This is a genomic window from Candidatus Pelagisphaera phototrophica (assembly GCF_014529625.1).
GTDB classification, from domain to species: domain Bacteria; phylum Verrucomicrobiota; class Verrucomicrobiia; order Opitutales; family Opitutaceae; genus Pelagisphaera; species Pelagisphaera phototrophica.
Genome location: NZ_CP076039.1, coordinates 3,752,535 through 3,778,406 on the forward strand (window position 1 = coordinate 3,752,535; position 25,872 = coordinate 3,778,406).

The window sequence follows — 25,872 nt, forward strand, 5'->3', positions numbered from 1 at the left end:
ACATCCTCAATAATATAAATGAGTGAAAAGGTACTAATAACCGGTGGGTGCGGATTCGTAGGATCCCATCTGGCGGACGAATATTTGAAACAAGGCTACCAGGTACGGATTTTGGACAATCTAGATCCAATAGTACATGGGCACATCAAAGCGCCCCCTTCCTACGTAAACAAAGAGGCTGAGTTTGTTTACGGGGACATAAGGGATACGAACTTACTATCAAAGTGCCTTGAAAAAATTTCTGTAGTATCGCATCAAGCGGCAGCCGTCAGTGTGATGCAGTCGATGTGGAACCCAACCAAGTATGCAGAAGTAAATACCTTGGGAACAGCCAAACTACTCGAATTACTCGTCGACCGAAACCGTTATCCTATAAAAAAATTGATCATACCCTCTTCCATGTCTATCTATGGTGAGGGGTTATACAAACAAAACGATAACGAAGTATTCCCTAACCTTCGAGAAAGAGAGCAACTAGAGCGTGGGACTTGGGAATTAGAATGGGACAAAAAACCTTGTTCCCATGTACCGACCCATGAAGACAAACCTCTTCGTCCAACATCAATCTACGCTATTACAAAACGTGATCAGGAAGAAATGGCGATCTCGATAGGCAGGGAATATAGCATTCCTGTTGTCGCTCTTCGCTATTTCAATATTTACGGGAGACGCCAATCCCTTTCAAATCCGTATACGGGTGTCGCCGCGATATTCAGCAGTCGAATCCTCAATGGTAATGCACCGGTTGTATTTGAGGACGGGGCACAACTGCGAGATTTCGTACACATAAGCGACATCGTTCGAGCAAACCTGCTCGCAACTCAGAAAGACGCAGGCGACTACCAGGTTTTCAATATCGGTTCGGGTCAGCCGATATCCATTTTGGAGGTCGCGAACAAAGTAATAGATTCATTCGAAAAAGATTTCTCAGCAAAAGTAACAGGAACCGCACGACCGGGAGACATACGGCATTGCTATGCCGATATATCAAGGGCGAGAGAGATCCTAGGCTATACTCCGAATGCGAATTTTGATTCTTCAATCCAAGAACTTATCGAGTGGGTAAAGACCCAATCAGCCCCAGATAATTTTGAAACCGCTTACAAGCAATTCGGAATATAACCCTGGGCCAAGAAGACAATTTTAGCAGAGCTAGGAGTGGACAAATAATGTGGCTCCAACCTTCCGTATCGCTTGTGTCCCACAAACATCTATTAGGTCGGCAATGTATTTCCAGTCCCCCTCATAGGTATTGTCATTCCAACCAGCCTTGAGAGCCGTTTCACTCCGCGCCATCACACATCCGCAATCGATAAAGGAATACTCAAGTCGAGTTTCTAAGTTTCTCCAGCTATAGTAATCGTGAATCATGTCACAATAGACTGCATGGGTGTCATCATCAAAATGCTCTAGCATTTTCTCAATATAACCAGGGACATGATAGTTATCCGAATTCGTAACCACTAAAAAGTCCCCAATCCCCCTTTCCCGAATTTCCTCAAACGCTATCTGCCTTGGGGTATGACCCCAATCATTTGCCCTTTCTGCTGTTTCAATAAAACTTATCCGGTCGTCTCTAGCAATTATCGCCTTTGCTATTTCGTCTAGATCATCCGCAGGGCCATCGTGAACGAACAGCAGTTCCCAGTTTTTATAGGTTTGCTCTATAAGCGACAACGCTAAGAGCGGGAAGGATTTATATATCGGAGAAATGAATACAATTTTAAAATCTCCATTCCTAATACTATCCTTGTACACAGGAGCAGGAATTAAATCGCGGGTTCGCCTTAGGATCTCCCAATGCCTTAGCTTATTTCTAAGTTCAATAATCGGGCTATGGTCTCTGAGCCAAGGCGGCAGGCTGCTCAGTAGTCTATAAGCCAACTCCGTTAACAGTCTCATCTCAAATAAACGCAATTCACGATCAACTCCATAATAACCTCAATGGAGGTTCCAGATATGCTTAATCCTAGCAACTCTTAAATCCGTATTTAATTATAATATACAAAGCTCTGACACCGTCTTTAGGACGAATTTTCTTTCCCTCGTTAAAATTTCGTTGCTTGTAGGAGATCGGCACATCCACGATGGTTAGATTCGCCATGGCCGCCTTTGCTGTCAGTTCTGGCTCTATTCCAAATTGGTTTTCCTCGAATTCAACCGATTTCAGAAATTCGCTCGGAAAAAGCTTTAGGCAGGTTTCCATATCTGTAATTCGGTATCCGGTAAAAAAATTCGATACAAGCGTCAGAAATCCGTTCACCATTCGGTGCCAAAATGGACTCACTTCAGACAGACCTCTGCCTAAAAATCTAGATCCATAAGCCGCATCCGCACCCGACTTTCTTAAACTGTCGATTAGTGCGCTGTACTCATTGGGGCTGTACTCCAAATCGGCATCTTGAAATATGATATGAGACCCTTTCGCCATTTGAACACCCGTTTTCAAGGCCGCTCCTTTTCCCATATTTACTAAATGGTGAACGACTATATCAACTTCCGTACCTAGTGGTCCCTTGAGCAAGTCGGCCGTGCCATCGGTTGATGCGTCGTCTACTACAATGATTTGCAAATCCGGAACACCACAATCCCTAACCGCGCCAATCAACGACGACAATGTATCCACTTCATTAAAGGCGGGAACGATTACGGATAGTTTCATTCATAAGACATCTTCAAAATTGCCTGAATAAGATGAACTCTTTTCCTCAAACCGGCAGAAATTAACATATAATTGATCCGATTGCAGCGAACTTCAGATCGGTTAAGCTCGAATATCTCTAAAAAATAAACCCTGTTCGTCTCAGAGGCAAACCGGGTTTCGAAACTCGCTTAGATGAGGAGGTGTTCAGTCCGCGAGGAAGACTTCGACTAGCCCAATCCCAGTGCCATCACTGACACCCGACATTACGAAACTGTATAAACCGGGTACCGCATCGATCAAAATTATCGAGTCTTTAGAACCGGAATCTAGCACCGCTGCTCCAACTTGTCCGGATGTAGCGATTATCTCATCGACCTTGGTAGCATCATCTTCCCAGTTGTCATTCGTCGCGACTTCAATTTGGGGAAAGCCAGGTTGAGTAAAATCAGTACGGAATAACGTTATCGTCGGATCCTCAACCGTTCCGGTTAAACCAGCAATCGACGGTCCCAAACCTCTCAATAATAGCTTGGAATCAACCTGGCCATCAACAATAAACCCAGCAATCAACACTTCGTCGCCTGTACCCACAAATCCACGAGTAGCCACATTGACGAGTCGATTTTGTGCATCATTGGGAGCGACTCCATTACGCGACGTTCCAGTGGCATCGAAAACTTCCACGAGGCCTACGCCATCAGCATTACCACTGTCGTTGACGATAGCGGTGAACAGCTGCGTGCCTTCTGGCGAAAACGCTAAAGCAGCGTCCTTCGATGCTTGGTCCGTAAAATTGGTAGCGAAAGATCTCCCAACGAAATCATTGATTTCCGTAAGTTGCGTGTTTCCCCAATCGTCGTTCTCCACATCGGGAGCAGTTGCACCAAAGGGAAACAGGGCAATTGTCGGATCCAGGGCGAAATTGGTAATGCCCACGTTCGCAAGCTCCGGACCTTTCGCCGTTGCTAAGATATCGATCGGACCAGTCCCCTTAATCACAAATCCTAGGATCAGCGCCTCAGCCCCACTTTTTAGGACTCCACGGGTGGCGATGTTGGCGAGGCTTGATTGTAGCGATTGTATCGAAGCTTCAGAGCTCGCAACGGAATCAAAGCCGTTGATGGCCACCAATCGATATTCATAATCCTTCCCTCGACCTACTGTAGGGTCGTCGAAACTTGTTTCTCCTGCTTCCACAGTACCTAATACTGTCCAGTCTGAGCCGCCAGCCTGCTTTCTTTCAATTCGATAAGCTCCTCCTGGGACACTAGCTCCCTCCCATTCGAAGGCGATTGTACCGGGATTGTCCTCGTTGGTTGCGACTGTTGCTGGAGCAGTCGGAGGTCCCGCTGATTCGCCGACTCCAAGTCCTGCAGCCGCTAACAACGCAGGAACGTCGCTGCTTTCGACAAGCGGATTATCGCCTTCGGTGAAAAACTTTAGACTGTGCAAGAGTGTCCCATCTTCTGGAAGTTCCCAGACGTCGCCCCCTCCCCTTACGGAAGTGTTCCGGTAAAATCCGTAAGCCTCGCCTGCGGCCGGAGACTGGTTACTCACCGCTAGATTTGGAAACCAAAGGATCGCGAGATCGTCACCCAATGCCCAAGTTTCGTCATAAGCAACTTTGCCCGAGGAAACAATATACTCGCCCTGGGTCGAGGCCTCCGCGCTCAAGTCCCATGCTGCGACGATCGAATCGTCTCCCGCACCGGTGATTGAGCCTTCTGTCGGAAGTGAGAAGGAACCATCGGCACCACTAGAAATTAGGTAGAGCATCCCTTTATCCACCAGTGCGATACCGTTCTCGTCCTGTAAACTACCCACATCTACTGTGAAGAAGACTGAACCCCATGCTTTGGCTACGAGGATCGATGTCAAAGCCCCTGTTGTGATTAACTTTTTTGTTCTCATTGTGGCAGCCCCCATTCATTTACCCAGTTGGAATCTTCAGGATTAGAGCCCACTTGGATCTTTTGCACTGCAAGACCCATCCCGGGTTGAATTAAATCGCCTCCCTTGTCTGCGCTAGCGCCAGCACTTTCTTCACGCCAGGCTCCGTTATAGTAGTAATACGTCCCAACGGGTTTTTTGTTCTTACCGGCTTCTGTCAGGGAGTATACCAGCAACTTATCGCTCGGGTTATCTGGATCCGTCGTTTCTTCAAAAACTCCTCCCCCTGCTAGTCCTAATTCGTCTAGACTGATAGCTAGCGGCCGGTTGAGACCGACAAAGTTATTTAGTGAATACTGGTCAGATTCACTTAACGGAATCGCAATGGGAGCGTCAACTACTTCACCAAAGAAAAGAGCATTCTTCACTACCGTACCATTGTTTCGTATTACGAGCGCTCGTCCATGGTACAGGACTGAATTATCAGCTACCGCGTTGATGCCTGCCCCAACTTGGCGCCAGGCTCCACCCGAAAAGTAGAAAATGCCCTCAGGAATCATGTTTCCAGCGGACGAGGTCGCTTGCGGGACAATTACCTCGATTTTTCTTAATCCAGGTTCATCGTCATCCTCATTCGCTACCCCTAGCGGAAATGCCGATCCTAGGGTCCAGTGCGGATAAACGGCGATTTGATCTCCGTTTGCGAGTCCGGTCGCATCGCCACCGTCAAACGTGAGTTGAGATCCGGTGTTGGACGAGATGTCAATGTGAACCCCCTGTTGAGTGCCTGACTCAATCACAAGGTAATGGGTTGGCATTCCGGACTGGGCATCAAACGCCCCACTTGTCAACGAGTCGGCAGAAACATTCACAACCAGACTCCCAGCCCCTGAGGCTGAATCGAGAACGCCTCGAAACTCGGCTGACTGCTTGAACGGAAATGAGACAATAACATCACTTTCCGCCGGCAAATTGATAGAGATGGCTCCCACAATCTGCGAATAAACCTCCTGAGCTTTGACGACTGTTCCTGCAGCAGCAACGGAGGCAACAAACGCTAAAAACTTTTTCCCCTTGCAAATGTAATTCATGGATAATTTCAGTAAATCGAGATTCGTGATTAAATCATGTTTAATACGGTTTAAACAAGCCATTGGTTTTGTTTTTTCCTATCTGAGCAAAAAACCAACAAATCTACCAATAATCAAAACCCAAAGAGGGAACCAAGCTATTTAGACTAGTACATCCCACTACCCCAACCTCTTCGGATCTAAGAGTTGATCGGACGGTGCGCAAAAACTTCTAGCGCCCGCAACACTGCTTATACTTTTTACCACTTCCGCACGGACAGGGCTCGTTTCTACCGACTTTAGGCACTGCCCTTTTCACCGCTACTTTGGGTAGAGAAATTTCCTTCTGACCCCTCGATTGACCTACTGGGCCAGATAGATCTACGTCACCTGGCCCCCGTGCCACTGCCTGGCGAGCCAGCATGGTCTTGACGTTTTCAATTGCGACTAGATTGGTCGCAGTCCGGAAAAGTTTCGAACAGAGCTGGGTTCGGATCATTCCGATCAACTCCTCGAAATAGCTGTAGGCTTCATTCTTGTATTCACTCAGCGGATCCTTTTGTCCATAACTCCTGAGTGAAACACTCCTTCGAAGCTCTTCCATTTCGGTGAGATGCTCCTGCCAGCGCCCATCTATCGAGTTCAGCAGTATAAAACGCTCAAGGTGCAGAAGAGCCGCCTCATTTTCCGCTGTCTTTTTGAGGCGATAAGCCTCCTTGACTTTACTCATCACCACATCGATAGCGGATTCCGAGTTCACTCCAAAGAGATCCTCATCTCGCAAGCCAATCGGGAAATGCGAATTCGCCCAGGTCACAAAGCCGCTCAAGTCGCCGTCCACTCCGTTCGGCTCCGTCTCCACCCGCTCAGCTAGCTCTTCTTCAACCAATTCAAAAATAGTATTACTGGGAGACTCACCTCGCAGGGCCTCGTTGCGAATCCCGTAAATAATTTCGCGCTGCTTATTTAATACATCATCATACTGAAGAAGTCGCTTACGAATCGAGTAGTTCTGCTGCTCGACTTTTTTCTGGGCGGTCTCAATAGAGCGATTCAAGAGAGAATGCTCCAGAGGGTCACCCTCTTCCATCGAATTTTGCAGAATTTTGGCCATGGGACCTGAATTCGCAAAAAGGCGCATTAAATCATCCTCCAAAGAAATAAAGAACTTCGACCGCCCTGGGTCGCCCTGACGGGAACAGCGGCCCCTAAGCTGACGATCAATACGTCGGGACTCGTGCCGCTCCGTCCCGACCACCAGAAGGCCACCGAGATCCTTGACGCCCTCACCCAACTTGATATCGGTTCCTCGACCCGCCATGTTGGTGGCGATTGTGACAGCCCCCTTAATCCCCGCACGGGCAACGATTTCTGCTTCCTGCTGATGGTATTTCGCATTGAGAACATTGTGAGGGATGTTCCGCCTCCTCAACATCCGCCCTAATAATTCCGAAGCTTCAACCGATACCGTCCCAACAAGGACGGGCTGCCCTTTCTTATAGGCTAACTCGATATCGTTTATCGCCGCATTGTACTTTTCACGACGCGACTTGAAAATCACATCGTTATCGTCAATCCGGATACAGGGCTCGTTTGTGGGAATGATCGCGACATTCAATGAATAGATGTCATGAAACTCAGTCGCCTCCGTTTCCGCTGTACCCGTCATTCCTGCGAGTTTGTCATACAATCGGAAGTAATTCTGAACTGTTATAGTGGCATAGGTTCGCGACTCTCTCTCTATCGTCACGTTTTCCTTGGCTTCAACCGCCTGATGCAGTCCATCGCCCCAACGCCGGCCAGGCATAATACGTCCCGTATTCTCATCCACGATCACTACCTTCCCGTCTTGCACTACGTACTCGACGTCTTTCTCGTAGAGCGAATACGCTCTCAGCAACTGGCTGATCGCGTGTATATCTTCTCCAACTACTTCTAGTTTTTCCTGCTCAGATAGTTTGACGGCGTCTTTTTCTTCCGTCGACAGAGATAAGTCTTTATCGAGTTCGCTGAATCGAGTCGCGAGGTCCGGCAACATGAATGCGTCGGGATCATCTGGCCGTAGCTCCTTCCTACCATTTTCAGTCAGATCAGCTTGCCTCTGCTTTTCATCAATCACATAGAAAAGTTTTTCTTTGAGGTTGTACATGCGATCCTTGTTCAGGTCTCCATGCATTTCCGTATCAAACTTGTCGAACTCACGGCGATACTCCCCATTCTCCATGAGTCTCAAGAATGTCTTATTCTTAGGTGTTCCTAGCTTCACCAACAAAAGATCTGCGAAAGGGTCGGCCGCTTCCGGTTGAGGCAAGAGAGGCTCTCCATTCGCTCCAAGAGCCTTATTTTCTTTGGCAATCCGGGCCGACTCTTCCTGGAAAGCCTGAGCCTCCTTGGCCACCGTTTCTTCGTCTTTGTCGAGCTCAATTTTCGCCGCGGTTGCAAGTTTGTTACACAATGCAACTTGTTTGGTTACCAATCGATGGATACCGGCCTTCATTTTGGTGTAAGGCTGCTCACGTTGAATAGGGGCCGGGCCAGAAATAATGAGCGGGGTTCTCGCCTCATCGATTAAAATGGAGTCAACTTCATCGATGATCACAAAAAAGTGATCGCGCTGAACCTGCTCCTCTTTGCTGTGTGACATCCCATTGTCCCTAAGGTAGTCAAACCCGAATTCCGATGCAGTGCCGTAGGTAATGTCACAACCATACATCTCACGCTTTTGGTCAGGAGGCATTTGGTTCTTAATACAGCCAATCGTGAGTCCTAAGTACTTCAGCAAGTGCCCCATCCATTCGGAATCCCGCTGTGCGAGGTACTCGTTAACGGTGACCAATTGTACATTTCTAGATGACAAGGCATTCAGGTAGAGAGGAAGGGTCGACACTAGTGTCTTCCCCTCACCGGTAGCCATTTCTGCGATACGCCCTTGGTGAAGGGCCATTCCTCCAATTAGCTGTACATCGTAGTGCACCATCTCCCAAGGGATTTCCTGCCCCATCACAAGACTTTTTGATCCAACCAGTCTTCGGGCCGCATTTTTGACCGTGGCAAACGCCTCAGGTATAAGGTCTTCTAGTGTTTCACCATTCTTGAAACGTTCACGAAACTTTTCCGTGTGCCCTTTTAATTCTTCTTCACTGAGAGATTGATAGCTCAGCTCTAGTTCATTGATTTTCTCAACAAATGGCTGGCAAGACTTGAGCCACTTTACGTTGGAGCGGCCGGCGAATTTTTTAAAAATTGATGATAACATTATGGCTCGTTAAAATAAGACCCTGTCGGGTAGCGGATAGAAGACCAGCTTGCAATGAAAAGGTTCTTATTTCTGTCAGCCGGTTTAAATGCCAAAATTCTGAGAACTTGGCTTCGTCCACTAGCCATCTGGCTACGGCATGGGCTAGAGATTTCGGTTTTCAAACGCTAGCCAAACCGCTGGGCCATGAATATGGTCCGACTCATGTTTATCACCTAACCACTCAAATCCGAAGTGGTCAAAAGCCCTTAGCATCTCCTCTTTCTCCATCCAATTGCAAGATTCGCTGCCTCCTCCGCAAAATCCTTTCCAGTCCAACGCTTCGCCGTAACCGTAGGCATGCAGCCGGTGATCAAACCCCATGTGGCTCGCAACCCAGCTCCCTGAGAACTTGCTTCGCAATACTTCGTTTCCTCCAATCAGCTCGGCGTCATAATAGTGGGTCCATACGAACAACGATCTTACTTTTTTCGACAAGAGCTCAATGAGTTCAACTGGATTCTTCATATGGTAGAGGACACCACAGGCAATTCCCACATCAAAACGTTCTTCCTGCTCTTGCAGGTAGCCCACGAAGTTCCCCAACTTAAATCGGGCCCTCTTCAGATCAAGCAGCTCCTTCACCACCAGACATCGAAGGAAGGCTTCTGAGTTCGCTTCTACTCCTAAAATCGAGTGGGCTCCGGCCTTTTCAAGCATGGCAGTGTGACAAGCTTCCAGCGGGCCAAGTTCGAGGACGGATTTGTCGCGAAAGCCACCAAGAATAGAGGAAGCCCAGTAAATACGGCCATCATCATGAAGCTTTCCGATTCCTTTTGAATCAACGCCCAGTTTTTCAGGCATAATTGAAAACCACTGGCCCTCAAACAATTGAATCAGATTTTGGTTGGAGGGTGCTTGCTCGAAAAAATTTTCTTTGTTCATCTCATCAAGTGCATTTGCGCCCCTATTCACGAAAGCAGACCAAAAATCTCATCTAGCTATCCAAATAAGACCTAAAATAGTCGATCGTTTCTACCAAACCCTCATCTAGGGAAACTCTGGGCTCCCATCCTAACTCCGTCCTGGCGAGTTCGATATCTGGCTGGCGCTGTTTCGGGTCATCCTCAGGCAACGCTTCATACACGATTCTGGACTGAGTCCCCGTCAGATGGATCACTTTTTCAGCGAGTTCAAGCATCGTGAATTCACCCGGGTTCCCAATGTTTACAGGTCCTTCCAGTTTGTCCTGCTCCATTAAACGGACGAAACCGTCGATCAAATCACTGTAGTAGCAGAACGAACGGGTCTGGGAACCGTCGCCGAAGATCGTGATGTCTTCGCCCCTGAGGGCCTGTACTATAAAATTTGAAACCACTCGACCATCTTGCGGCGACATTCGCGGCCCGTAAGTATTGAAGATGCGTACGATGCGAATATCGACCCCGTTTTGCCGGTGATAGTCGAAAAATAGAGTTTCCGCACAACGTTTGCCCTCGTCATAGCACGACCGAATTCCAATCGGATTAACGCTCCCCCAATACGATTCCGGCTGTGGATGAACCTCTGGATCACCATATACCTCAGAAGTGGACGCCTGGAACACGCGGGCGTTTACTCGCTTCGCCAAGCCAAGGCAATTAATTGCTCCCATCACTGAAGTTTTAATCGTCTTGATCGCATTATACTGGTAATGCACGGGAGACGCCGGACAGGCCAAATTGTAGATCTGATCCACCTCTAGTTTAAAGGGATCTATCACGTCGTGCCGCAAAAATTCAAAGTTCGGATTCTGTACCAGGTGCGCGATATTCCTCTTCGAGCCCGTAAAGAGGTTGTCCATGCAAATGATCTCGTTCCCATCCTCAAGCAGTCGATCCGCTAAATGACTGCCAAGAAAACCTGCCCCGCCTGTAATTAGAATTCTCATTAGACGTTTACTTTCGACCACCAGTATGGAATTCCAAGAGCAATGATGTCAACCGGCCGTTAAATGGAAAGTCTACCGGAATGGGAGACCAGTGATCTAGTTCTCAGATCGGTCCCCGGATTCGTATTTCTCAATCCACTCGCGACTCCATGACGAAAAATCGCCGCTCTCAATGTGATCTCTGGCCTGCTTGATTAAATCTAGATAGAAATACAGGTTGTGAATTGTCAGCAAGGTACAACTCAGAATCTCTTTGGCAACCGTCAGGTGCCGGAGGTAAGCACGGCTAAAGTTTGCGCAAGCGTAATTGTCCATACCTTCAACCAATGGCGATGGATCTTTCGCAAATTTTGCATTCCGGATGTTTTTCATTCCGAAAGGTGTGAAAAACGCCCCGTTTCTGGCAACACGAGAAGGCAGCACGCAATCAAACATGTCCACTCCAAGCCCAATCATCTTCAGCATCTGAGGAGGAGTCCCTAGACCCATCGTATAGCGAGGCTTTTCTGGCGGTAGAAACGGTATAGTCACTCCCACTTGATGGAGCATCTCAGGCTCCGGCTCTCCAACGCTGACCCCTCCAATGGCATAGCCCGAAAACTCTAGAGCAGAGAGTTCTTCTGCAGACTGACGCCTCAAATCCTCAAAGGTGGAACCTTGAGCAATCGCAAACACGTGGCGTCCTGAGTCGAGAAAACCTATATCATCTGCAACTTCACGACATTTTCGAGCCCATCGAGTTGTACGCTCAACCGCTTTCACACAATCTTGCTTCTCGCAGGGAAAAGGCGGACATTCATCGATCACCATAGCGATGTCAGACCCGAGATTCGCTTGAATGGACATTACCTCCTGCGGTCCTAGAAAAACTTTCGATCCATCTAAATGGGACTGAAACGCAATTCCCTCTTCGCTGATTTTGCTCAACTTTGCCAAGCTAAACGCTTGAAACCCTCCACTGTCAGTCAGTATTGGCCCATTCCATCCCATAAACGAGTGGAGCCCACCGAAGTCTCGAACCAAATCCGAACCAGGCCGCAAGTTTAGATGGTAGGTGTTACCTAGAATGATCTGAGCGTCGATCTCATGTAACTGTTTAGGCGTCAGACCTTTAACGGTACCCTGCGTTCCGACCGGCATGAAGATCGGGGTTTCGATATTTCCGTGTAATGTTTGCAGTCTTCCTCTACGGGCGGATGAATGTGCATCAGTGGCGATTAGCTGAAAGTGATCTGTCATTAGAATTTGTTCGACCGCTAAGAGGGAGAACTTCCAGCCCGCTTTCAACACTTCCTTACTCAAATTCAATGAGACCAAACAAACGCGATAAAGTACCATGGCTCATCCGCCAGAATCCCGTCCTTGACCCCGAAAGATCACCCCTATTTAAACACGCCCACGGATAATGCTACTGGTCATCGACAACTACGACTCTTTCACGTACAATCTTGTCCAGTATTTTGGGGCTCTGGGGATCGAGCAACGGGTGTTTCGCAACGACAAGATTTCAGTTGAGGAAGCCTTGGCTTTACGACCTTCACAGGTACTTATTTCTCCTGGTCCCTGTACTCCAAATGAAGCTGGCAACAGTATTTCTATAATAGAAGCATTTGCCGACAAAGTACCCATTCTAGGGGTCTGTTTGGGTCATCAGTCGATCGGACAGTACTTCGGTGGCAACATAGTCCGGGCAGATCGGCTGATGCATGGAAAAACCTCCGTCGTTAAGCATAACGGAAAAGGGATCTTCGCAGGAATCCCCAATGAGATTAGAATCGCTCGATACCATTCCTTGATCATAGAACGGGAAGCCTTTCCGGATATTCTCCAAATCGTAGCCGAAACGGATGAAGGCGAGATTATGGCCTGCCACCATCGTGAGCGGCCCATTTGGGGCCTTCAATTCCACCCAGAATCAATCGCGACGCAAAACGGGATGGATATTTTGAAAAATTTCATCAACCTTTAATTTACTATGAGATGCCCAAAGTGCGCATCGACGCTCGACAAAGTTGTCGATTCCCGGATCAGCAAGGATGGGGCAACCATTCGACGACGACGTGAATGCATGGAATGTGGACACCGGTATTCTACGATCGAAGAAATTCTTCGCGAGAATCTGTACGTGTTCAAGCGAGATGGAAGACGTGAGGGATTCGACAAGATAAAGATAGTTAATAGCTTAAGGAGAGCTTGCCAGAAGCGCCCTGTTGACGCCGAACAGATCAATATTCTCGTCGAAGATATGATCGACGAGCTCGAAAACGAGTTTGGGATGGAAATTCCTTCCACTGCGATTGGAGAAAAAGTGCTATTGAATCTCAAGAATATTGACCCGATCGCTTACGTCCGATTCGCAAGTGTGTATAAAGACTTTCGCAATCTGGAAGAGTTCTTGGACGAGATTGGATCTCTGTCGAAACAACCCATTCTATGAGCCGTACAAAACCAGAAGATCTTTCGAAATTGCAGGTAGTCTGTTCTCTTTTTTCAAAGACCGTCGGTAATGACCTCTTTTTCGCCCAACAGATAAAAGAGTCCATCGAGGCGTCGCTTTCTGAAGAGGAGTCCTCGCTTTTTCAGCCGTTCATTTTTCGCGCAAAGGAATTGGTTTCGAAATTGGAAAGCAATCCGGCTGAAACGGGGATAGAATTGGTAGAAGCTGATTCCGAGCAAGCACCCTTTTCCATGCTCGACCTACGCGTGAATCTTCTTGATGCCCTCAAACAGATCTGTCGGTTCGATAAAGGTGTAGTGGTACTCACTGGGCTGAAGGAAGCCATTTGCCCAAGAGGAAGACGCTGGTCCAAAACGAGAAAGATAGAGTATGAGGAAGCGATCTGCTACGCACGGGCATTTTGCCAGAAGCGCTCTCGTGCTTCGTCTAAACTGTCGCTAGTGATTTTATAGTTCCTTACGAGATTCGCGGAAAAACCAATTCTAGCCAAAATTGACCATGTCCACTGAAAGAACCTTGTTTCAAAAAATCTCTGATCGAGAAATTCCTGGCAACTTCGAATACGAAGACGACCTCTGCTTCGCTATTCGTGATATCGATCCCCAAGCGCCAACACATGTGCTTGTAATACCCAAGGTCCCGATAAAACGAATCGGCAAAGCGAAGCTAGGCGATCAATCTCTCTTGGGACACTTGCTTCTAACTGCCAGCAAAGTCGCCGACAAGCTCGAACTTGAAGCAGGCTACAGAATTGTGATCAACAATGGTCCACATGGGGGAGAAGCCGTTCCTCATCTCCACGTTCATCTATTGGGAGGTCGCCAGATGGCCTGGCCTCCAGGCTGACCATAGGTAAATTATTCTAGCTATATCTGGATACAGCTTCATAGGACCCATCAAGGCGTTTGGCCACATATCCCTTCAGTTCCAACATCATTAGCGTCGAAGCAATATCTGCGGTAGCAATCTGGAGCTGCTTCGCTATCCGATCAGCATCAAGAGCCTCCCCACCCTCAAATAGCTTTATCAGCTTAAGCTCAACTTCATCAAGCTCCTCAACGTCGCAGTCCCGTTCTCCAGAGTACGCGATATTCAGATAGGGGAGCGTCGTTTCGTATTCAAGTTCCGTCAGCAGATCGTCAACGCTCGACAGGAGAAGCGCTCCATCGCGAATCAACCGATTGCAACCTCGGCTCGTCTTCTGGTCAATTCTACCCGGAACCGCACAGACGAGTCTCCCCTGCTCGCCTGCGAACCGTGCAGTTATCAACGATCCTCCAGTTTCATCAGACTCAACAACAATCACCGCTTGTGACATGCCACTGACGAGCCGGTTACGCATCGGAAAGGTCTGTTTATCCGCCCGGCGGCCCAATGGAAATTCTGAAACGACTGCGCCAATCTCCCCAATCTTCCGGTACAAACCGATGTTTTCAGGTGGATACACGATATCAATACCGCAACCCATGACCGCTACGGTCATTCCTCCCTCTGCGTCCAATGCCCCCTGATGAGCGTAGGTATCAATTCCACGAGCCATTCCACTAGTCACACAGATACCTCTACCAGAAAGCTCGCGTCCGAATTCTCGAGCGACGCCTTGACCATAGAGCGTTGTTCGCCTGCTGCCGACTATGGCTACACTTGGTCTGGAAAACCTATAGTCTCCCAGCACGTAGAGACCTATAGGCGGATCGTGTATCTCTTTTAGTATTCCGGGGTACCGATCACTCTCTCGGTCCACAAACCTCACCCCCAGTTTAGCTGCTCGCTCCTTTTCTCGGGATAGATCGAAATTCGATTGCCAACTTACAATAGCGTCCACTCCCCTTTGAGTAAGTCCTCTCACTTCAGACAACTCCGCTCTGTCTGCGTGCAGCACCCTGACGGGGTCACCGCCAAAACGCTCCAACATTTGGTTCAGCGATATCGGTCCGATTCCTTGAAGACCGTTTAATACCCAATAAGCATCGTTATTCGTCAATCCTCTCTTCCTCCACACACAAGGCTTCACCCAAATACTCCAGCATATCTGTCGTCCGAACGGCAACCTGACCTTTTCGACTTGCCAACAAATCAGCTGCCTTTCCGTGCCAGTAAACCGCTCTGCAAGCAGCGCTCAACGCATTCTGTGGAGACTGAGCTAAAATACCGGCAGCGAGGCCAGCCAGCAGATCTCCACTCCCCCCTCTCGCAAGGACAGAATTTCCAGTTGTATTCAAATACAGGCGCTCGCCGTCGCCAATTCGAGTCATGGCTCCCTTAAGGGCGACAATTACAGAATGCTCTTGTGCAAACTCCTGCAGCTTGCTGTTCACATCGGAAATATTTCCTTCCAAACCAAGGATTCGTTTAAACTCTCCCAAATGGGGAGTAACGATACAAACACCCTGGACCCAGTATAAGACCCTTCGCTGTAGGGCATCCGCATCGATAACAATGGATCCGGTCCATCGTTTAAGTAGTTCGCCAAGCAGGTTGACTGTCTCTGGATCATTCCCCATTCCGGGACCCACTAGGATTGCGCTGGCGTTTGACTGAATTGTCCTGATATAACCGAGCCCTTTGGAGGAAAGTCCACCAGATGGGGATTCTGGCCAAGACACCCACATTGCCTCTGGAACCAATGGAGCCAACCCGGGAACAATACCCGCCGGTGCACAAACAGTAACCAGACCCACTCCACTAAGCAATGCTGTTCGAATGCTCATAAGAAGCGCTCCCGGCATTTCTCTCGATCCAGCTAGGATAAAGAGATGACCGTAGAATCGTTTATCGACATGAACTGGACGCCGTCTTCGCATCAGATTCAGAGTAGAGTCATTCAATACCCGATTTTTTGACTCTATCGGGTCGTTGAAAAGACCTATATCCAAATATCGTATACTACCAATCGAACCGCCTTTCCCTCCTTTCAGCAAAGGGCTCTTCAGAATACCCGTCGCAAAGGTAACGTCTGCCTTAAAACAAAGGTCATCTGCTTCATCACCCAACCCGCTAGGAAGATCGACCGCGACCCTGAGTCGAATATCCTTAAGCTTGTTTGCAAATTCGATTACTTTTCGAGTAGGGCCTTTCGTCGGCGGACGAAACTGCATGCCAATGAGTCCATCGAGACATATATCAAACGGCTCGCCGGCCTGCCACTTTTCGATTTCGCTATGCCAATCGCTGCTTACGTCATCATCACTTTCAAAAATCGCCAATCGGTCTTCTGGAAAACGATTCTTCAATTGCTCTAAAGAGCGGGCCGTATTTGGTTTCAGGGTACTCTCTGGACATGCTAAGAGAAGCGTCACTATCCCCACCGATCCAGCTCTGGCCATTTCATCAATCCCCAAGAGAGCGTCTCCTCCATTATGGCCTTTGCCAATCAGACCAAGAACGGACAGTGATTTCTTACTGTATCGAGTAAAACCATACTCTGTCAGAATCCCTTGGCCCAGTTTACGGCCTACTTCAGCCATTGCATCCCAAATCTTCTCGTCTGAATCCAAGATGGAGTTCTCATATTCCCCCGCTTCTTTGCAGCTAAGGACCGGGTCCGAATTTTCGAAATATTCTGCCCTCATTTTCCTACCATTCTCCCTTACGAATCTCCCTATCTACCCTATCAGTCCGGCTATCGCGATTGCCGTTTTTTCGGTATGAGTGAGGCTGATGGATATCCGAGTTCCACCCATTGAGAGCATAAAACGTCGCGCTTTTTCATCCAGTTCAATCTCAGGCTGTCTTCTTTCACCCATCGCGACTCCGATAGACTTCCAATCGAAATATTCACCAATTCCAGTCGTGAATGCCTTCGAAACCGCTTCTTTCGCCGCAAATCTAGCCGCCAGATGTTGGTCTGGGTACTTCATTTTCATACAATAATCCAATTCCGTTGGTATGTAGACTCTTTGCAAGAACCGGTCACCTTGGCGTTTTCGCATGCCTTTGATTCGCTCTACATCGACAATATCGACACCAAGGCCCAGAAGCGGGCCGGCAGGAGGCAACCGGAAATCAAGAGTCATCAATGAAATTTCACTAAAACCCTAGCCATTAATCAAGGATTTCATCTCTCGGACGGCATCAGAAATTCCGCAAAACAGTGCCCGACTAACTATGCTGTGACCGATGTTTAACTCATGGAGGTTGGGAATCGTCCTAACCTCCTTGATATTGTTGTAATTAATTCCATGCCCCGCATTCACCGTTAGCTTCAAATCAAGCCCTTGCTTGGCTCCAACGAGTAGTCGATCGAATTCATCGGCCCTGTTATCGAGATAGTAAGCATTCGCATACGCCCCTGTGTGCAACTCGATATGTGAAGCCCCCGAATCCGCGGACGCAGCGATCTGATCCGAATCAGGGTCGATAAACAGACTCGTTACTATGCCGGCAGAGGCTGCGGTGCTTACAATTGCCTTCACTCTTTCAAAATTACCCGCCACATCCAAGCCCCCCTCGGTGGTCACTTCTTCACGGCTTTCAGGAACAACACAGATCGAGTCGGGGCGGACTTCCAAGGCGAAAGCCATCATCTCGTCTGTCGCCGCCATCTCCATATTTAGGCGAGTCGAAATCACTTCGCGGATCTTGAGAACATCACTCCGTTGAACGTGACGCCCATCTTCTCTCGGATGCACAGTAATCCCATCGGCTCCCGCCTTTTCTGAGAACAGAGCGATCTCAATTAGGTCCGGTTCGACAATGGGGCCAAATTCCTGTCCCAGACCCCGATAGCGGGCTTCGCGAACCGTAGCAGCATGATCGATATTGACGCCTAGAAGAATGTTTGCGTTAGACATGGTGTTCAATTGGCTAAGGATTCCACCTAGATCCTTCAGAAGGCTGAAAGCAGGGACGATAGAAGACAACTAAAGAAAAAATTAATGACACCAACTAACGCCAAACGAGAAAACCTGCTTCTCAACATCATTTTCAATATTGTTGCACCGAGTGTGACATTCTCGAAATTGGATGACCTATTGAAAAAGGTCGGGCTAGAGGGCATATTGAGTCCGACCCAAATTCTAGTAATCGCCGTTTCAATGCCTCTGGCGTATGGAATCTACGACTACATCGTTAGAAGAAATGTCAATCTATTCTCAGTTCTCGGATTCGCAAACGTAGGACTCACAGGACTCATCGGAGTCCTTGCTCTTGATGGCCTTTGGGTCGCGGTAAAAGAAGCCAGTCTCCCAGCGATCTTTGGAATACTGGTTCTCGCAAGCGCGAAAACCGAAAAACCTCTCATTAGAACCATCTTCTACAATCCTGATGTGATCGACGTCGATAAGATCGACGAGATTGTAACCGAACGAAATGAGGAGTCTGCTTTTGAGAAGCTATTCTCTCTTGCTACCCTCCTCTTTATCGTTTCCTCAGTTTTTAGCGTGGTTATGAACTTCGTACTCGCCCGCATTTTAGTAACGAGTTCAGGAGGCACGGAGCTCTTTAACGAACAAATGGGCCGCATGACCTGGATTTCCTACATCGTTATAGTGATTCCAGGAATGGCGATTTCCATCGTCGCCATGTGGAAACTCTACGCCGGGATTATGAAGCTGACCGGGTTGAAGTTCGAGGAACTGATGCATCCTCATCATTCAAAAAAGTAGGCCCGATTCTGAAGTTTCAAATCGCTATCTGCGATTCGCTTCTACGATCAACTGGCTTATTCGGAAAACCTGTGCTGATTCAGGTTCCACTTCGACTCTAACCCCATGCATATTTGAAGCTCCATAGACTTCTAAACGGGTTAGGTTTTCGATACTGTCGCGAGCCGTACCTTCGAGCATAAGTGGCTTGTCTACACGGAAATAGTGTGAGTCTCCATGGGAAGCCAAAACAGGCTTGCTGAACGCGATCGTTAACTCGCGCAGTTGCTCAAGAAATCGGGCAAAGCCTAGATTCCACTCCCTTCCCAATTCTCCAAAAGGGTTTCCATGGATAAATATCGCCAAGCCTGGGGCATCCAAATTCCGAGCTTTCTCAAATGCATTTTCCAGCCATGCTTCATTTGCTTTATCACGAGCAACGAACTCTTCTACGGCTCCAGGAACATCAGGCTGGTTGTTATTATGGCCACCAAAGATATGGAGGGTCGCAAACACAACCCCATCTCGAATCCACATTCTATTTTCAGGATAATCTCTCAAATTCGTATCGGTAGATTGTATACTTATTTCAATAGGCGTTCCGCCTCCCAATGACCTGCTCGACCCGAAAAACCGATCCCGAATGACCGATAATCTCTCAAGCGGATCCATCGATCCCGCGGCTTTTCGGTGACAATCTGTCCATTCATTGTCTCCCGGGGTATAAACCAACGGATGATCAAATTTCGAGAAACTGTCCCAAGTGCGCTGCACTGTTTCATTCGAAAAAGGAGAACCTCCCGACTTTGTGTCCCCCACGTGAGCCGTAAACGCAGGTTTTTCCCGATTGACCGCTTCCGATTACATTGTCAAAGCGTTCGTAGTCCTCGGGCAGGGAGTAGGGCATGTCCCCCAACACGCAAAAGTGAAATGATCTCTCAAATTCGGGGTTTTTCGGTCCAGTGCAATTGACGCCACATACCAGGCAGAGGACAGTGAATGCGATAGAGAAAAGCTTAACCCCAAAAGACCATTCTCAATAAGCTCAGTTAGCAAGCTTTGAGCGACTCGATTCGACCCAACGGTATTCGAAATCCTATCCTCTATCTTCCATCGCCACGTAGTCACGCAACGCAGGTCCCTGATAAATTTGTCGAGGGCGATTGATTTTCATTTTCGGGTTCATTGCGATTTCTCGCCAATTCGCCACCCAGCCTGGCATACGGCCGATGGCAAACATCACCGTGAACATATCCGATGGAATACCCAAAGCCCGCAAAACAATACCACTGTAAAAGTCCACATTCGGATACAGATTGCGGGAAATGAAATAATCGTCAGCCAAAGCGGCCTGCTCCAAATGACGTGCAATATCTAAACAAGGATCATCAATTCCCAGCTTGTTCAAGAGCTCCTCACAGGCTTTGCCGATAATCTTTGCTCGTGGATCGAAGTTCTTGTAAACACGGTGCCCAAAGCCCATCAACCGCTTTCCACTCTTACCACTCTTTGCCTCTTCGATAAATTTCGAACCGTCATCTCCCGTAGCTCGAATCTCTTCTAGCATCTTAATCACTGCCATGTTCGCTCCACCGTGGGCCGGTCCCCAAAGCGCTCCGCACCCCGCAGCAACAGAGGCAAATAAATTAGCTCCGCCCGAGGCCACCATGCGTACCGTTGAGGTGCTGCAATTCTGCTCATGGTCTGCATGGAGCAGCAGCATGAGATCAAGTGCCCGACTCACCTCGGGAATTGCTTTATACGGCCTTCCTTCTTCGGAAAACATTAGGTGCAAGAAATTGTCCCCAAACGAAAGCGAGGGATCAGGCTGGTTTCCCTCAAGTCCTTTAGTCACACGGTACCCAAGAGCAGCCGCTGTCGCCGTTTGGGCGATCGCTGCAGCTGCCGCCTCGTCGAAATGCTCAAGATCCACGGCTCGGTCGTTGGTAGCCATGCTCGCATTGTAGCAGCTCATAGCTCCTAGCATCGATCCCAACATCCCCATTGGCGGGGCATCGCGAGGAAAGCCTTTCAATGCGTCGCACATCATTGGCGATACAGCAGCTCCCTTTCGAACTCTAGTTGTAAACTGATCCAGCTCGAATTGAGTCGGCAAATCTCCGTACAGGAGCATATATGAGGACTCTAGGAAGCTCGACTTGTCAGCAAGTTGTTCGATGGGGATACCACGATAGCGAAGAATTCCTACTTCTCCATCGATGTAGGTGATTTCGCTCTGGCAAGATCCCGTATTTCCATAGCCCTCGTCGTAGGAAATGTAGCCAGTCGCTGAACGAAGCGTCCGAAAATCAACTGCCTTTTCATTCTCAACACCTTTGATGGTTGGGAAAACGTATTCTTTGTCGTCCAATGTTAGGACTGCCGGTTTGCTCATGAGATCTCGCGCTTGTAAGTTACTAAAAATGTAGAGTAATCGAATAAAAGGATGGGTAAGACTAATTTCCTTGGTAGCCTGATGTAAAGCATGACACGCCTGGAAGTTAACTATTACCGATCTTAAGAGGCAAAGGAGTCGTCCTGATTACAAATCGAGGCGAAATTGGAGTATATCTGGAGCCCTTTTGCCTGACTCTTCTCTGGGTGAAACTGGCAGGCTAAAGTATTCGCGCGGGCGATCGAGCTCGTAAAAACGCCGTCGTAATCCGTGGTCGTTAGTACCAGTTCAGAATCCTCTGGTACTGCGTAATAGCTATGCACAAAGTAAAAGCGGTCCTTCTCGCTGTCTAAACTCTTCCAGAAGGGAGAGTCATTTTGCTCGAGCTTGGCAGTATTCCAACCCATATGGGGAATCTTGAACCCAGGCTGTGAAACAAAACGGACGACCTTTCCTGGAAATATTCCCAGCCCTTTCACATGCCGCTCTTCTGACACATCAAACAACGCTTGCAGCCCCAGACATACTCCCATGAAGGGCCGATCTTCCTGTATCCATCCCGCAATGAAATCGTCAAAATTCGATGCTCGCAACCCGTCGACGCAATCTTCGAGGGCCCCCACTCCAGGAAGCACCAATCCTTCGACATCGGTAACTTCGGAAGGCTTAGTGACGATCTTCGGAGAGGCCCCCACCTTTAGAAGGGCATTCTCCACACTCCTCAGGTTCCCCATTCCATAATTGATAATTGCGATTCTGGCACTCATTCTATCAAGAAGTCAGGATCCATACGCCACTGAGAAACCTTTAGTCAACAGTCAGCTTAGCCCTACTCAAAGCATTCCTTTGGTAGACGGAAGAAGTCCTTCGAGACGACTGTCGATTGAACTAGCCATATCGACTGCCCTCGCCATGCATTTGAAGATACACTCCGCTATGTGATGCGGCTCTTCTCCATACTCGAGTTTAATATGCAGATTCGCTCCCAATGTATTTGAAAAAGCCCGACAAAACTCCTTTACGAGAACAATATTAAAGTCCCTCACATAGGATGTTGGAGCAACCACTTGATAATCAAGAAAGGGACGATTGCCGAGATCGATCGCCACTCTTCCTAAGCACTCATCCATTGGAAGAATAAAGAAACCATAGCGATGCATGCCTTTTTTGTCTCCAACCGCGTTCTTAAAAAGCTGCCCCAGCACGATTCCAACGTCTTCAACCGTGTGGTGATAGTCTACTTTTACATCTCCTTTCGCGACAACTTCTAGATCGAATAACCCATGAGCTGCAAACAATGTCAGCATATGGTCGAAGAAGGGCACTCCTGTATCGATCTCAGCCTTACCGGTACCATCAATATTGAGAGATGCCTTTATCTGTGTCTCATTGGTTTCGCGTTCCAGCGATGCTATTCGTTCTTCAGCCATTGTTCTATCGTTTCGCTTAATTTGAGCATTTGACCCTCTTCTCCAATACTGATTCTTAAAAAACTGGCAGTCAAGGCGTGTCCAGGGAAATACCGAACCAATATTTTCTCGGATTTCAAGAACTCGAGCAAGTTTAGAGCAACCGACGGCCCTTTTTCTCCCTCTCCATTGACCGGTTCGGTAAACAGCATATTCGCCTCAGATTCATAGGTAAACCATCCGAGCGAATTGAGTTCGTCAAAATAATAGTCCCGCGTGCGAGCCACTTTCCCCACAATCGCCTTCATGTAGCTCTGATCCTGAATCGCCGCTAATGCCCCGGCTTGTGACAATTGATTAACATTGTAGCTATCTCGCACGCGGTCCAAAGCCTCGATAATCTCCGCACTCGCCAGTGCGTAGCCCACCCTTAAGCCCGCCAAAGCATACGATTTGGAAAGCGTTCTGGTGATCACCAGATTCGAGAATGCTTCGACTAATTCGACTGCATTTTCCTTAGCAAAGTCGGCATATGCCTCGTCCACCACGACGATGCCTCTGAATCTCTCTAGCAGTTTTCTGATCGACTCATTTGAGAAACCTACTCCAGTGGGGGCATTGGGCGACGTGAAAAAAAGTATTCCAGCGTCGCACCCTAAAAGCTCTAACAATGGCAGGTCCATATCACGACCAAACGGGATTTCGATAGTACTTGAATTTTGAATCCCGCAAAGAACGGGATACAGTGAGTAGCTGGGGAAGGTATAACCTACCTTTCTCTCGATCGTCGAAAAAGCGCGTGTCAGCAAATTCAACAAATCGTCCGAGCCATTTCCAACGATCACATTGCAGGCATCCAAACCATGCAGATTCGCTATTTCTGAACGCAGCTCCGAGCTTCGGGGATCTGGATAGAGACGTAGCGAATCCCCTAAAGCGTCCCGAATCGCCGCTTCAACGCTTGGGCTCGGCGGATAGGGGTTTTCGTTCGTGTTTATCTTAACCCAGCCATCCTCTTTTGGTTGAAAGCCCGGCGTGTAGGCATGCAATTTCTTTATGTGGGGCAGCACATACTCTGAAACTAGAATTTGATCACTCATCGCTTCTCCAATCTAATCGAAACGGAGCGGCCATGCCCATCCAGACCCTCCATTTTAGCAAAAGCCTCTGCTGCTGGAGCCGCCTTTTTCAGGGCGCTTTCGGTGTATCGAATTAAACTGGAACGCCGGAAAAAGTCGATTACCTGCAAGCCACTGGAATACTTTCCCGATCTTCCCGTGGGCAACTCGTGGCTTGGACCCGCGACAAAATCTCCAAGGGCGGTCGCCGACCAGCCGCCTTGCATGATGGCTCCCGCCGTTTTTATTGCTTTAGTAAGATAGACAAACTTATCGGACTGGACCTCTAGCTCCATATGCTCGGGTGCCACAAAGTTTGCGACCTCCGCTGCTTCTTCGTACGTATCTACGACCACCGATAAGAACCCTTCCCTCAACACCGTTCGAATGAGCTTAGCACGGGTAAGTTCCTTTATCTGTATTTTTATTTCAGCCCGAATTCGCGTAGCTACCTCTTTCGAGAGGCTTACTAGAAAAATCTTTTCCCTGCCCGAACCATGCTCTGCTTGGGCAAGCAAATCGGCTGCCACAAATCGAGGGTTGGCAGAATCGTCCGCGATTACCAGCACTTCGCTCGGACCTGGAAGCAGATCAACGCCGATGGTCCCAAAAACCTGACGTTTGGCCTCAACGGTAAAGGCATTTCCTGGTCCGAACACTTTGGATACCGACTGGATCGTTTCCGTCCCATAGGCCATCGTTCCTATCGCAGGCACTCCTCCAATCCGATAGGCTTCCTTGATACCGCAAAGCTTTAAAGAGGCGAGTACGGCTGGATTGACCGATCCATCTTTTCCACAGGGCGTAAAAGCTACCACTTCCGGTACCTTAGCCAATTTCGCTAGAGCTCCGGTCATGATCGCGGTAGATGCTAGATCCGTAGGAATGTAGAGCCCTACACGATCCAATGGATAAAATCGCTCCCCTATCGTGGCCCCATGTTTGTTCTTAGCAGTCCAAGATTGGGGGAGTGCATGGCGGTGAAAATCTGATACGGAAGCGATCGACTCTTTGATCGCTTTGAGCTTCCATTTCTCCAATTTTCTGCCGGAACCTATCAGCTCTGATTCGGAGATTCGGAATTGGGAAGGCTTCAAACGGAGCCCGTCAATCCGCCGCATCGTAGCCGCAATTCCTTTGTCGCCCTTGCCCCAGATGTCCGCGAGGATCTTGGAGACAGTATCGACTATACACTGCGGGACTACTGCGGTCTCGCAGAACGTTGCCAACCTCTGCTGAAAGCCGCTTGAGCGATATGCCAAATCTGCCATGACGCCACTAATGGAAGAGCCTCACGTGCTTGGCAAAGATAAATGTAATTTTAGAGTCTCAATCCCTAAAGGAATCTCCAAGCACGAATGATTCCTAGGGAAGAGGCATTATGAAATCCGATTCAGGCAGATTCTTGTTTATCTCCACTGACGTGTAGGCAAATTCCATCGTCTGGCTTCCAATGGCAGTTGAGAACGTGCTCACCATCTTCTTGGGAAAGCGAATTCCTTCTACCACTATTTCACCTTCTTCGAAGTACTCCACACCTTTACTATCGAGGGTTCTACGAACTTGCCCAGTTTCCGCGTCGATATAGCGCTGGAAGGCGATTCCGTCTCCATGATGATAAGTCAAAACGATACATTCATGGCCTTTGACCATCTCCTTGCCTTCGTAGATGATTTCTCCATTACGGACGTTCGGCTTCTTGAAAAAGCCAAAAGCCTCCCGAACGCTAGCCTGCATGATGAGAATTCGGATCGGGTCAAATATCTCCATGCTCAGAGGGACTGAATCAATAACTCTTTCGAAAGTGGTCCAGCCTTCTGAGTTGTTTAAAACCGATATCTCTTTCCTGTCTCCGATCACCGCGACCATACGCTGCTTCATGGGTTTCTGGTACACCATCTCTATCGTACCCAAATCCCCCGAGCTATAGAGCAGAGAACCTTTGTAATGAATACTGGTAATCGAGTCCAACTGGTTGCGGTCACCTAAGTAAGACCGTGCCAATTCGATCGTTTCCTCGATGATCTCCTCATCGGAGTCAGCTCCGAGTGCGATTAAGCTTAGCAGGATAGAAGCCGCGAGAACGGCTGGGGTTAATCGTTTAGTTTTCATAGTGATATTGTAAGAATCTCAAACTG

25 protein-coding genes are annotated in these 25,872 nt (G+C 48.4%); 6 read left to right on the plus strand and 19 right to left on the minus strand.

The window, feature by feature from the left end; all coding sequences use genetic code 11:
• Positions 1 to 18 precede the first annotated feature (18 nt).
• A complete protein-coding gene (locus tag GA004_RS16315) occupies positions 19 to 1,122 on the plus strand; it encodes a GDP-mannose 4,6-dehydratase (protein WP_283394945.1) in 1,104 nt (367 codons plus the stop codon).
• 30 nt (positions 1,123 to 1,152) lie between these two features.
• Here GA004_RS16315 and GA004_RS16320 read toward each other — a convergent pair whose 3' ends face one another.
• From GA004_RS16320 to tgt, 8 genes are all read right to left on the minus strand, one after another.
• Entirely contained in the window at positions 1,153 to 1,902 is a 750-nt protein-coding gene (locus tag GA004_RS16320; RefSeq protein ID WP_283394946.1) for a glycosyltransferase family 2 protein, read from the minus strand.
• A 67-nt stretch (positions 1,903 to 1,969) separates the two neighbouring features.
• Positions 1,970 to 2,662: a glycosyltransferase family 2 protein gene (locus tag GA004_RS16325; RefSeq protein ID WP_283394947.1), complete on the minus strand. Its 693-nt coding sequence runs from the start codon at positions 2,660 to 2,662 to the stop codon at positions 1,970 to 1,972.
• 186 nt (positions 2,663 to 2,848) lie between these two features.
• Positions 2,849 to 4,555, minus strand: coding sequence for a fibronectin type III domain-containing protein (locus GA004_RS16330; protein WP_283394948.1), 1,707 nt, complete (start codon positions 4,553 to 4,555; stop codon positions 2,849 to 2,851).
• Positions 4,552 to 5,625 carry a TIGR02597 family protein gene (locus GA004_RS16335; RefSeq protein ID WP_283394949.1) on the minus strand — a complete coding sequence of 358 codons (1,074 nt, stop codon included), beginning with the start codon at positions 5,623 to 5,625 and terminating at the stop codon, positions 4,552 to 4,554. The genes GA004_RS16330 and GA004_RS16335 overlap by 4 nt, the downstream gene beginning before the upstream one ends.
• Positions 5,626 to 5,836: 211 nt before the next feature.
• On the minus strand, positions 5,837 to 8,860 hold the full coding sequence (gene secA, locus GA004_RS16340; protein WP_283394950.1) for a preprotein translocase subunit SecA: 3,024 nt from the start codon (positions 8,858 to 8,860) through the stop codon (positions 5,837 to 5,839).
• 144 nt (positions 8,861 to 9,004) lie between these two features.
• Entirely contained in the window at positions 9,005 to 9,703 is a 699-nt protein-coding gene (locus GA004_RS16345) for a class I SAM-dependent methyltransferase (protein WP_283394952.1), read from the minus strand.
• A 133-nt stretch (positions 9,704 to 9,836) separates the two neighbouring features.
• On the minus strand, positions 9,837 to 10,769 hold the full coding sequence (locus GA004_RS16350; RefSeq protein ID WP_283394953.1) for a UDP-glucuronic acid decarboxylase family protein: 933 nt from the start codon (positions 10,767 to 10,769) through the stop codon (positions 9,837 to 9,839).
• 96 nt (positions 10,770 to 10,865) lie between these two features.
• Positions 10,866 to 12,008 carry a tRNA guanosine(34) transglycosylase Tgt gene (tgt, locus tag GA004_RS16355; RefSeq protein WP_343218867.1) on the minus strand — a complete coding sequence of 381 codons (1,143 nt, stop codon included), beginning with the start codon at positions 12,006 to 12,008 and terminating at the stop codon, positions 10,866 to 10,868.
• Between the two features lie 166 nt (positions 12,009 to 12,174).
• Here tgt and GA004_RS16360 point away from each other — a divergent pair, with 166 nt between their 5' ends.
• From GA004_RS16360 to GA004_RS16375, 4 genes are read left to right on the plus strand one after another with little or no spacing between them, the layout of a single operon-like run.
• Positions 12,175 to 12,738, plus strand: a complete 564-nt coding sequence (locus GA004_RS16360) for an anthranilate synthase component II (RefSeq protein ID WP_283394955.1) — start codon at positions 12,175 to 12,177, stop codon at positions 12,736 to 12,738.
• A gap of 6 nt (positions 12,739 to 12,744) precedes the next feature.
• On the plus strand, positions 12,745 to 13,206 hold the full coding sequence (nrdR, locus tag GA004_RS16365) for a transcriptional regulator NrdR (RefSeq protein ID WP_283394956.1): 462 nt from the start codon (positions 12,745 to 12,747) through the stop codon (positions 13,204 to 13,206).
• Positions 13,203 to 13,679: a hypothetical protein gene (locus GA004_RS16370; RefSeq protein ID WP_283394957.1), complete on the plus strand. Its 477-nt coding sequence runs from the start codon at positions 13,203 to 13,205 to the stop codon at positions 13,677 to 13,679. Before nrdR ends, GA004_RS16370 begins: the two co-directional genes overlap by 4 nt.
• Before the next feature lie 46 nt (positions 13,680 to 13,725).
• The gene (locus GA004_RS16375; protein WP_283394958.1) at positions 13,726 to 14,073 is read left to right on the plus strand and encodes a histidine triad nucleotide-binding protein; all 348 of its coding nucleotides are present in this window, start codon (positions 13,726 to 13,728) and stop codon (positions 14,071 to 14,073) included.
• Between the two features lie 16 nt (positions 14,074 to 14,089).
• On the opposite strand, the gene dprA is transcribed toward GA004_RS16375, so the two are convergent.
• From dprA to GA004_RS16395, 4 genes are read right to left on the minus strand one after another with little or no spacing between them, the layout of a single operon-like run.
• Positions 14,090 to 15,211: a DNA-processing protein DprA gene (dprA, locus tag GA004_RS16380; RefSeq protein ID WP_283394959.1), complete on the minus strand. Its 1,122-nt coding sequence runs from the start codon at positions 15,209 to 15,211 to the stop codon at positions 14,090 to 14,092.
• Positions 15,201 to 16,799, minus strand: a complete 1,599-nt coding sequence (locus tag GA004_RS16385; protein WP_283394960.1) for an NAD(P)H-hydrate dehydratase — start codon at positions 16,797 to 16,799, stop codon at positions 15,201 to 15,203. The genes dprA and GA004_RS16385 overlap by 11 nt, the downstream gene beginning before the upstream one ends.
• A 33-nt stretch (positions 16,800 to 16,832) precedes the next feature.
• Positions 16,833 to 17,243 carry a holo-ACP synthase gene (gene acpS / locus GA004_RS16390; RefSeq protein WP_283394961.1) on the minus strand — a complete coding sequence of 137 codons (411 nt, stop codon included), beginning with the start codon at positions 17,241 to 17,243 and terminating at the stop codon, positions 16,833 to 16,835.
• A gap of 21 nt (positions 17,244 to 17,264) precedes the next feature.
• Positions 17,265 to 18,020: a pyridoxine 5'-phosphate synthase gene (locus GA004_RS16395; RefSeq protein WP_283394962.1), complete on the minus strand. Its 756-nt coding sequence runs from the start codon at positions 18,018 to 18,020 to the stop codon at positions 17,265 to 17,267.
• A gap of 84 nt (positions 18,021 to 18,104) precedes the next feature.
• On the opposite strand from GA004_RS16395, the gene GA004_RS16400 reads away from it, so the two are divergent.
• Entirely contained in the window at positions 18,105 to 18,833 is a 729-nt protein-coding gene (locus GA004_RS16400) for a VC0807 family protein (protein WP_283394963.1), read from the plus strand.
• 24 nt (positions 18,834 to 18,857) lie between these two features.
• Here GA004_RS16400 and GA004_RS16405 read toward each other — a convergent pair whose 3' ends face one another.
• From GA004_RS16405 to GA004_RS16435, 7 genes are all read right to left on the minus strand, one after another.
• A complete protein-coding gene (locus GA004_RS16405; protein ID WP_283394964.1) occupies positions 18,858 to 19,586 on the minus strand; it encodes a hypothetical protein in 729 nt (242 codons plus the stop codon).
• Positions 19,587 to 19,908: 322 nt separating this feature from the next.
• A complete protein-coding gene (locus GA004_RS16410) occupies positions 19,909 to 21,207 on the minus strand; it encodes a citrate synthase (protein WP_283394965.1) in 1,299 nt (432 codons plus the stop codon).
• 122 nt (positions 21,208 to 21,329) lie between these two features.
• Positions 21,330 to 21,974, minus strand: coding sequence for an imidazole glycerol phosphate synthase subunit HisH (hisH, locus tag GA004_RS16415; protein WP_283394966.1), 645 nt, complete (start codon positions 21,972 to 21,974; stop codon positions 21,330 to 21,332).
• A 66-nt stretch (positions 21,975 to 22,040) separates the two neighbouring features.
• Complete coding sequence (gene hisB, locus GA004_RS16420) at positions 22,041 to 22,637, minus strand: imidazoleglycerol-phosphate dehydratase HisB (RefSeq protein WP_283394967.1); 597 nt, start codon at positions 22,635 to 22,637, stop codon at positions 22,041 to 22,043.
• Positions 22,619 to 23,716 carry a histidinol-phosphate transaminase gene (gene hisC / locus GA004_RS16425; protein ID WP_283394968.1) on the minus strand — a complete coding sequence of 366 codons (1,098 nt, stop codon included), beginning with the start codon at positions 23,714 to 23,716 and terminating at the stop codon, positions 22,619 to 22,621. The genes hisB and hisC overlap by 19 nt, the downstream gene beginning before the upstream one ends.
• Complete coding sequence (hisD, locus tag GA004_RS16430; protein WP_283394969.1) at positions 23,713 to 25,005, minus strand: histidinol dehydrogenase; 1,293 nt, start codon at positions 25,003 to 25,005, stop codon at positions 23,713 to 23,715. The genes hisC and hisD overlap by 4 nt, the downstream gene beginning before the upstream one ends.
• Positions 25,006 to 25,099: 94 nt before the next feature.
• Positions 25,100 to 25,846: a LolA-like protein gene (locus tag GA004_RS16435; RefSeq protein WP_283394970.1), complete on the minus strand. Its 747-nt coding sequence runs from the start codon at positions 25,844 to 25,846 to the stop codon at positions 25,100 to 25,102.
• Positions 25,847 to 25,872 lie beyond the last annotated feature (26 nt).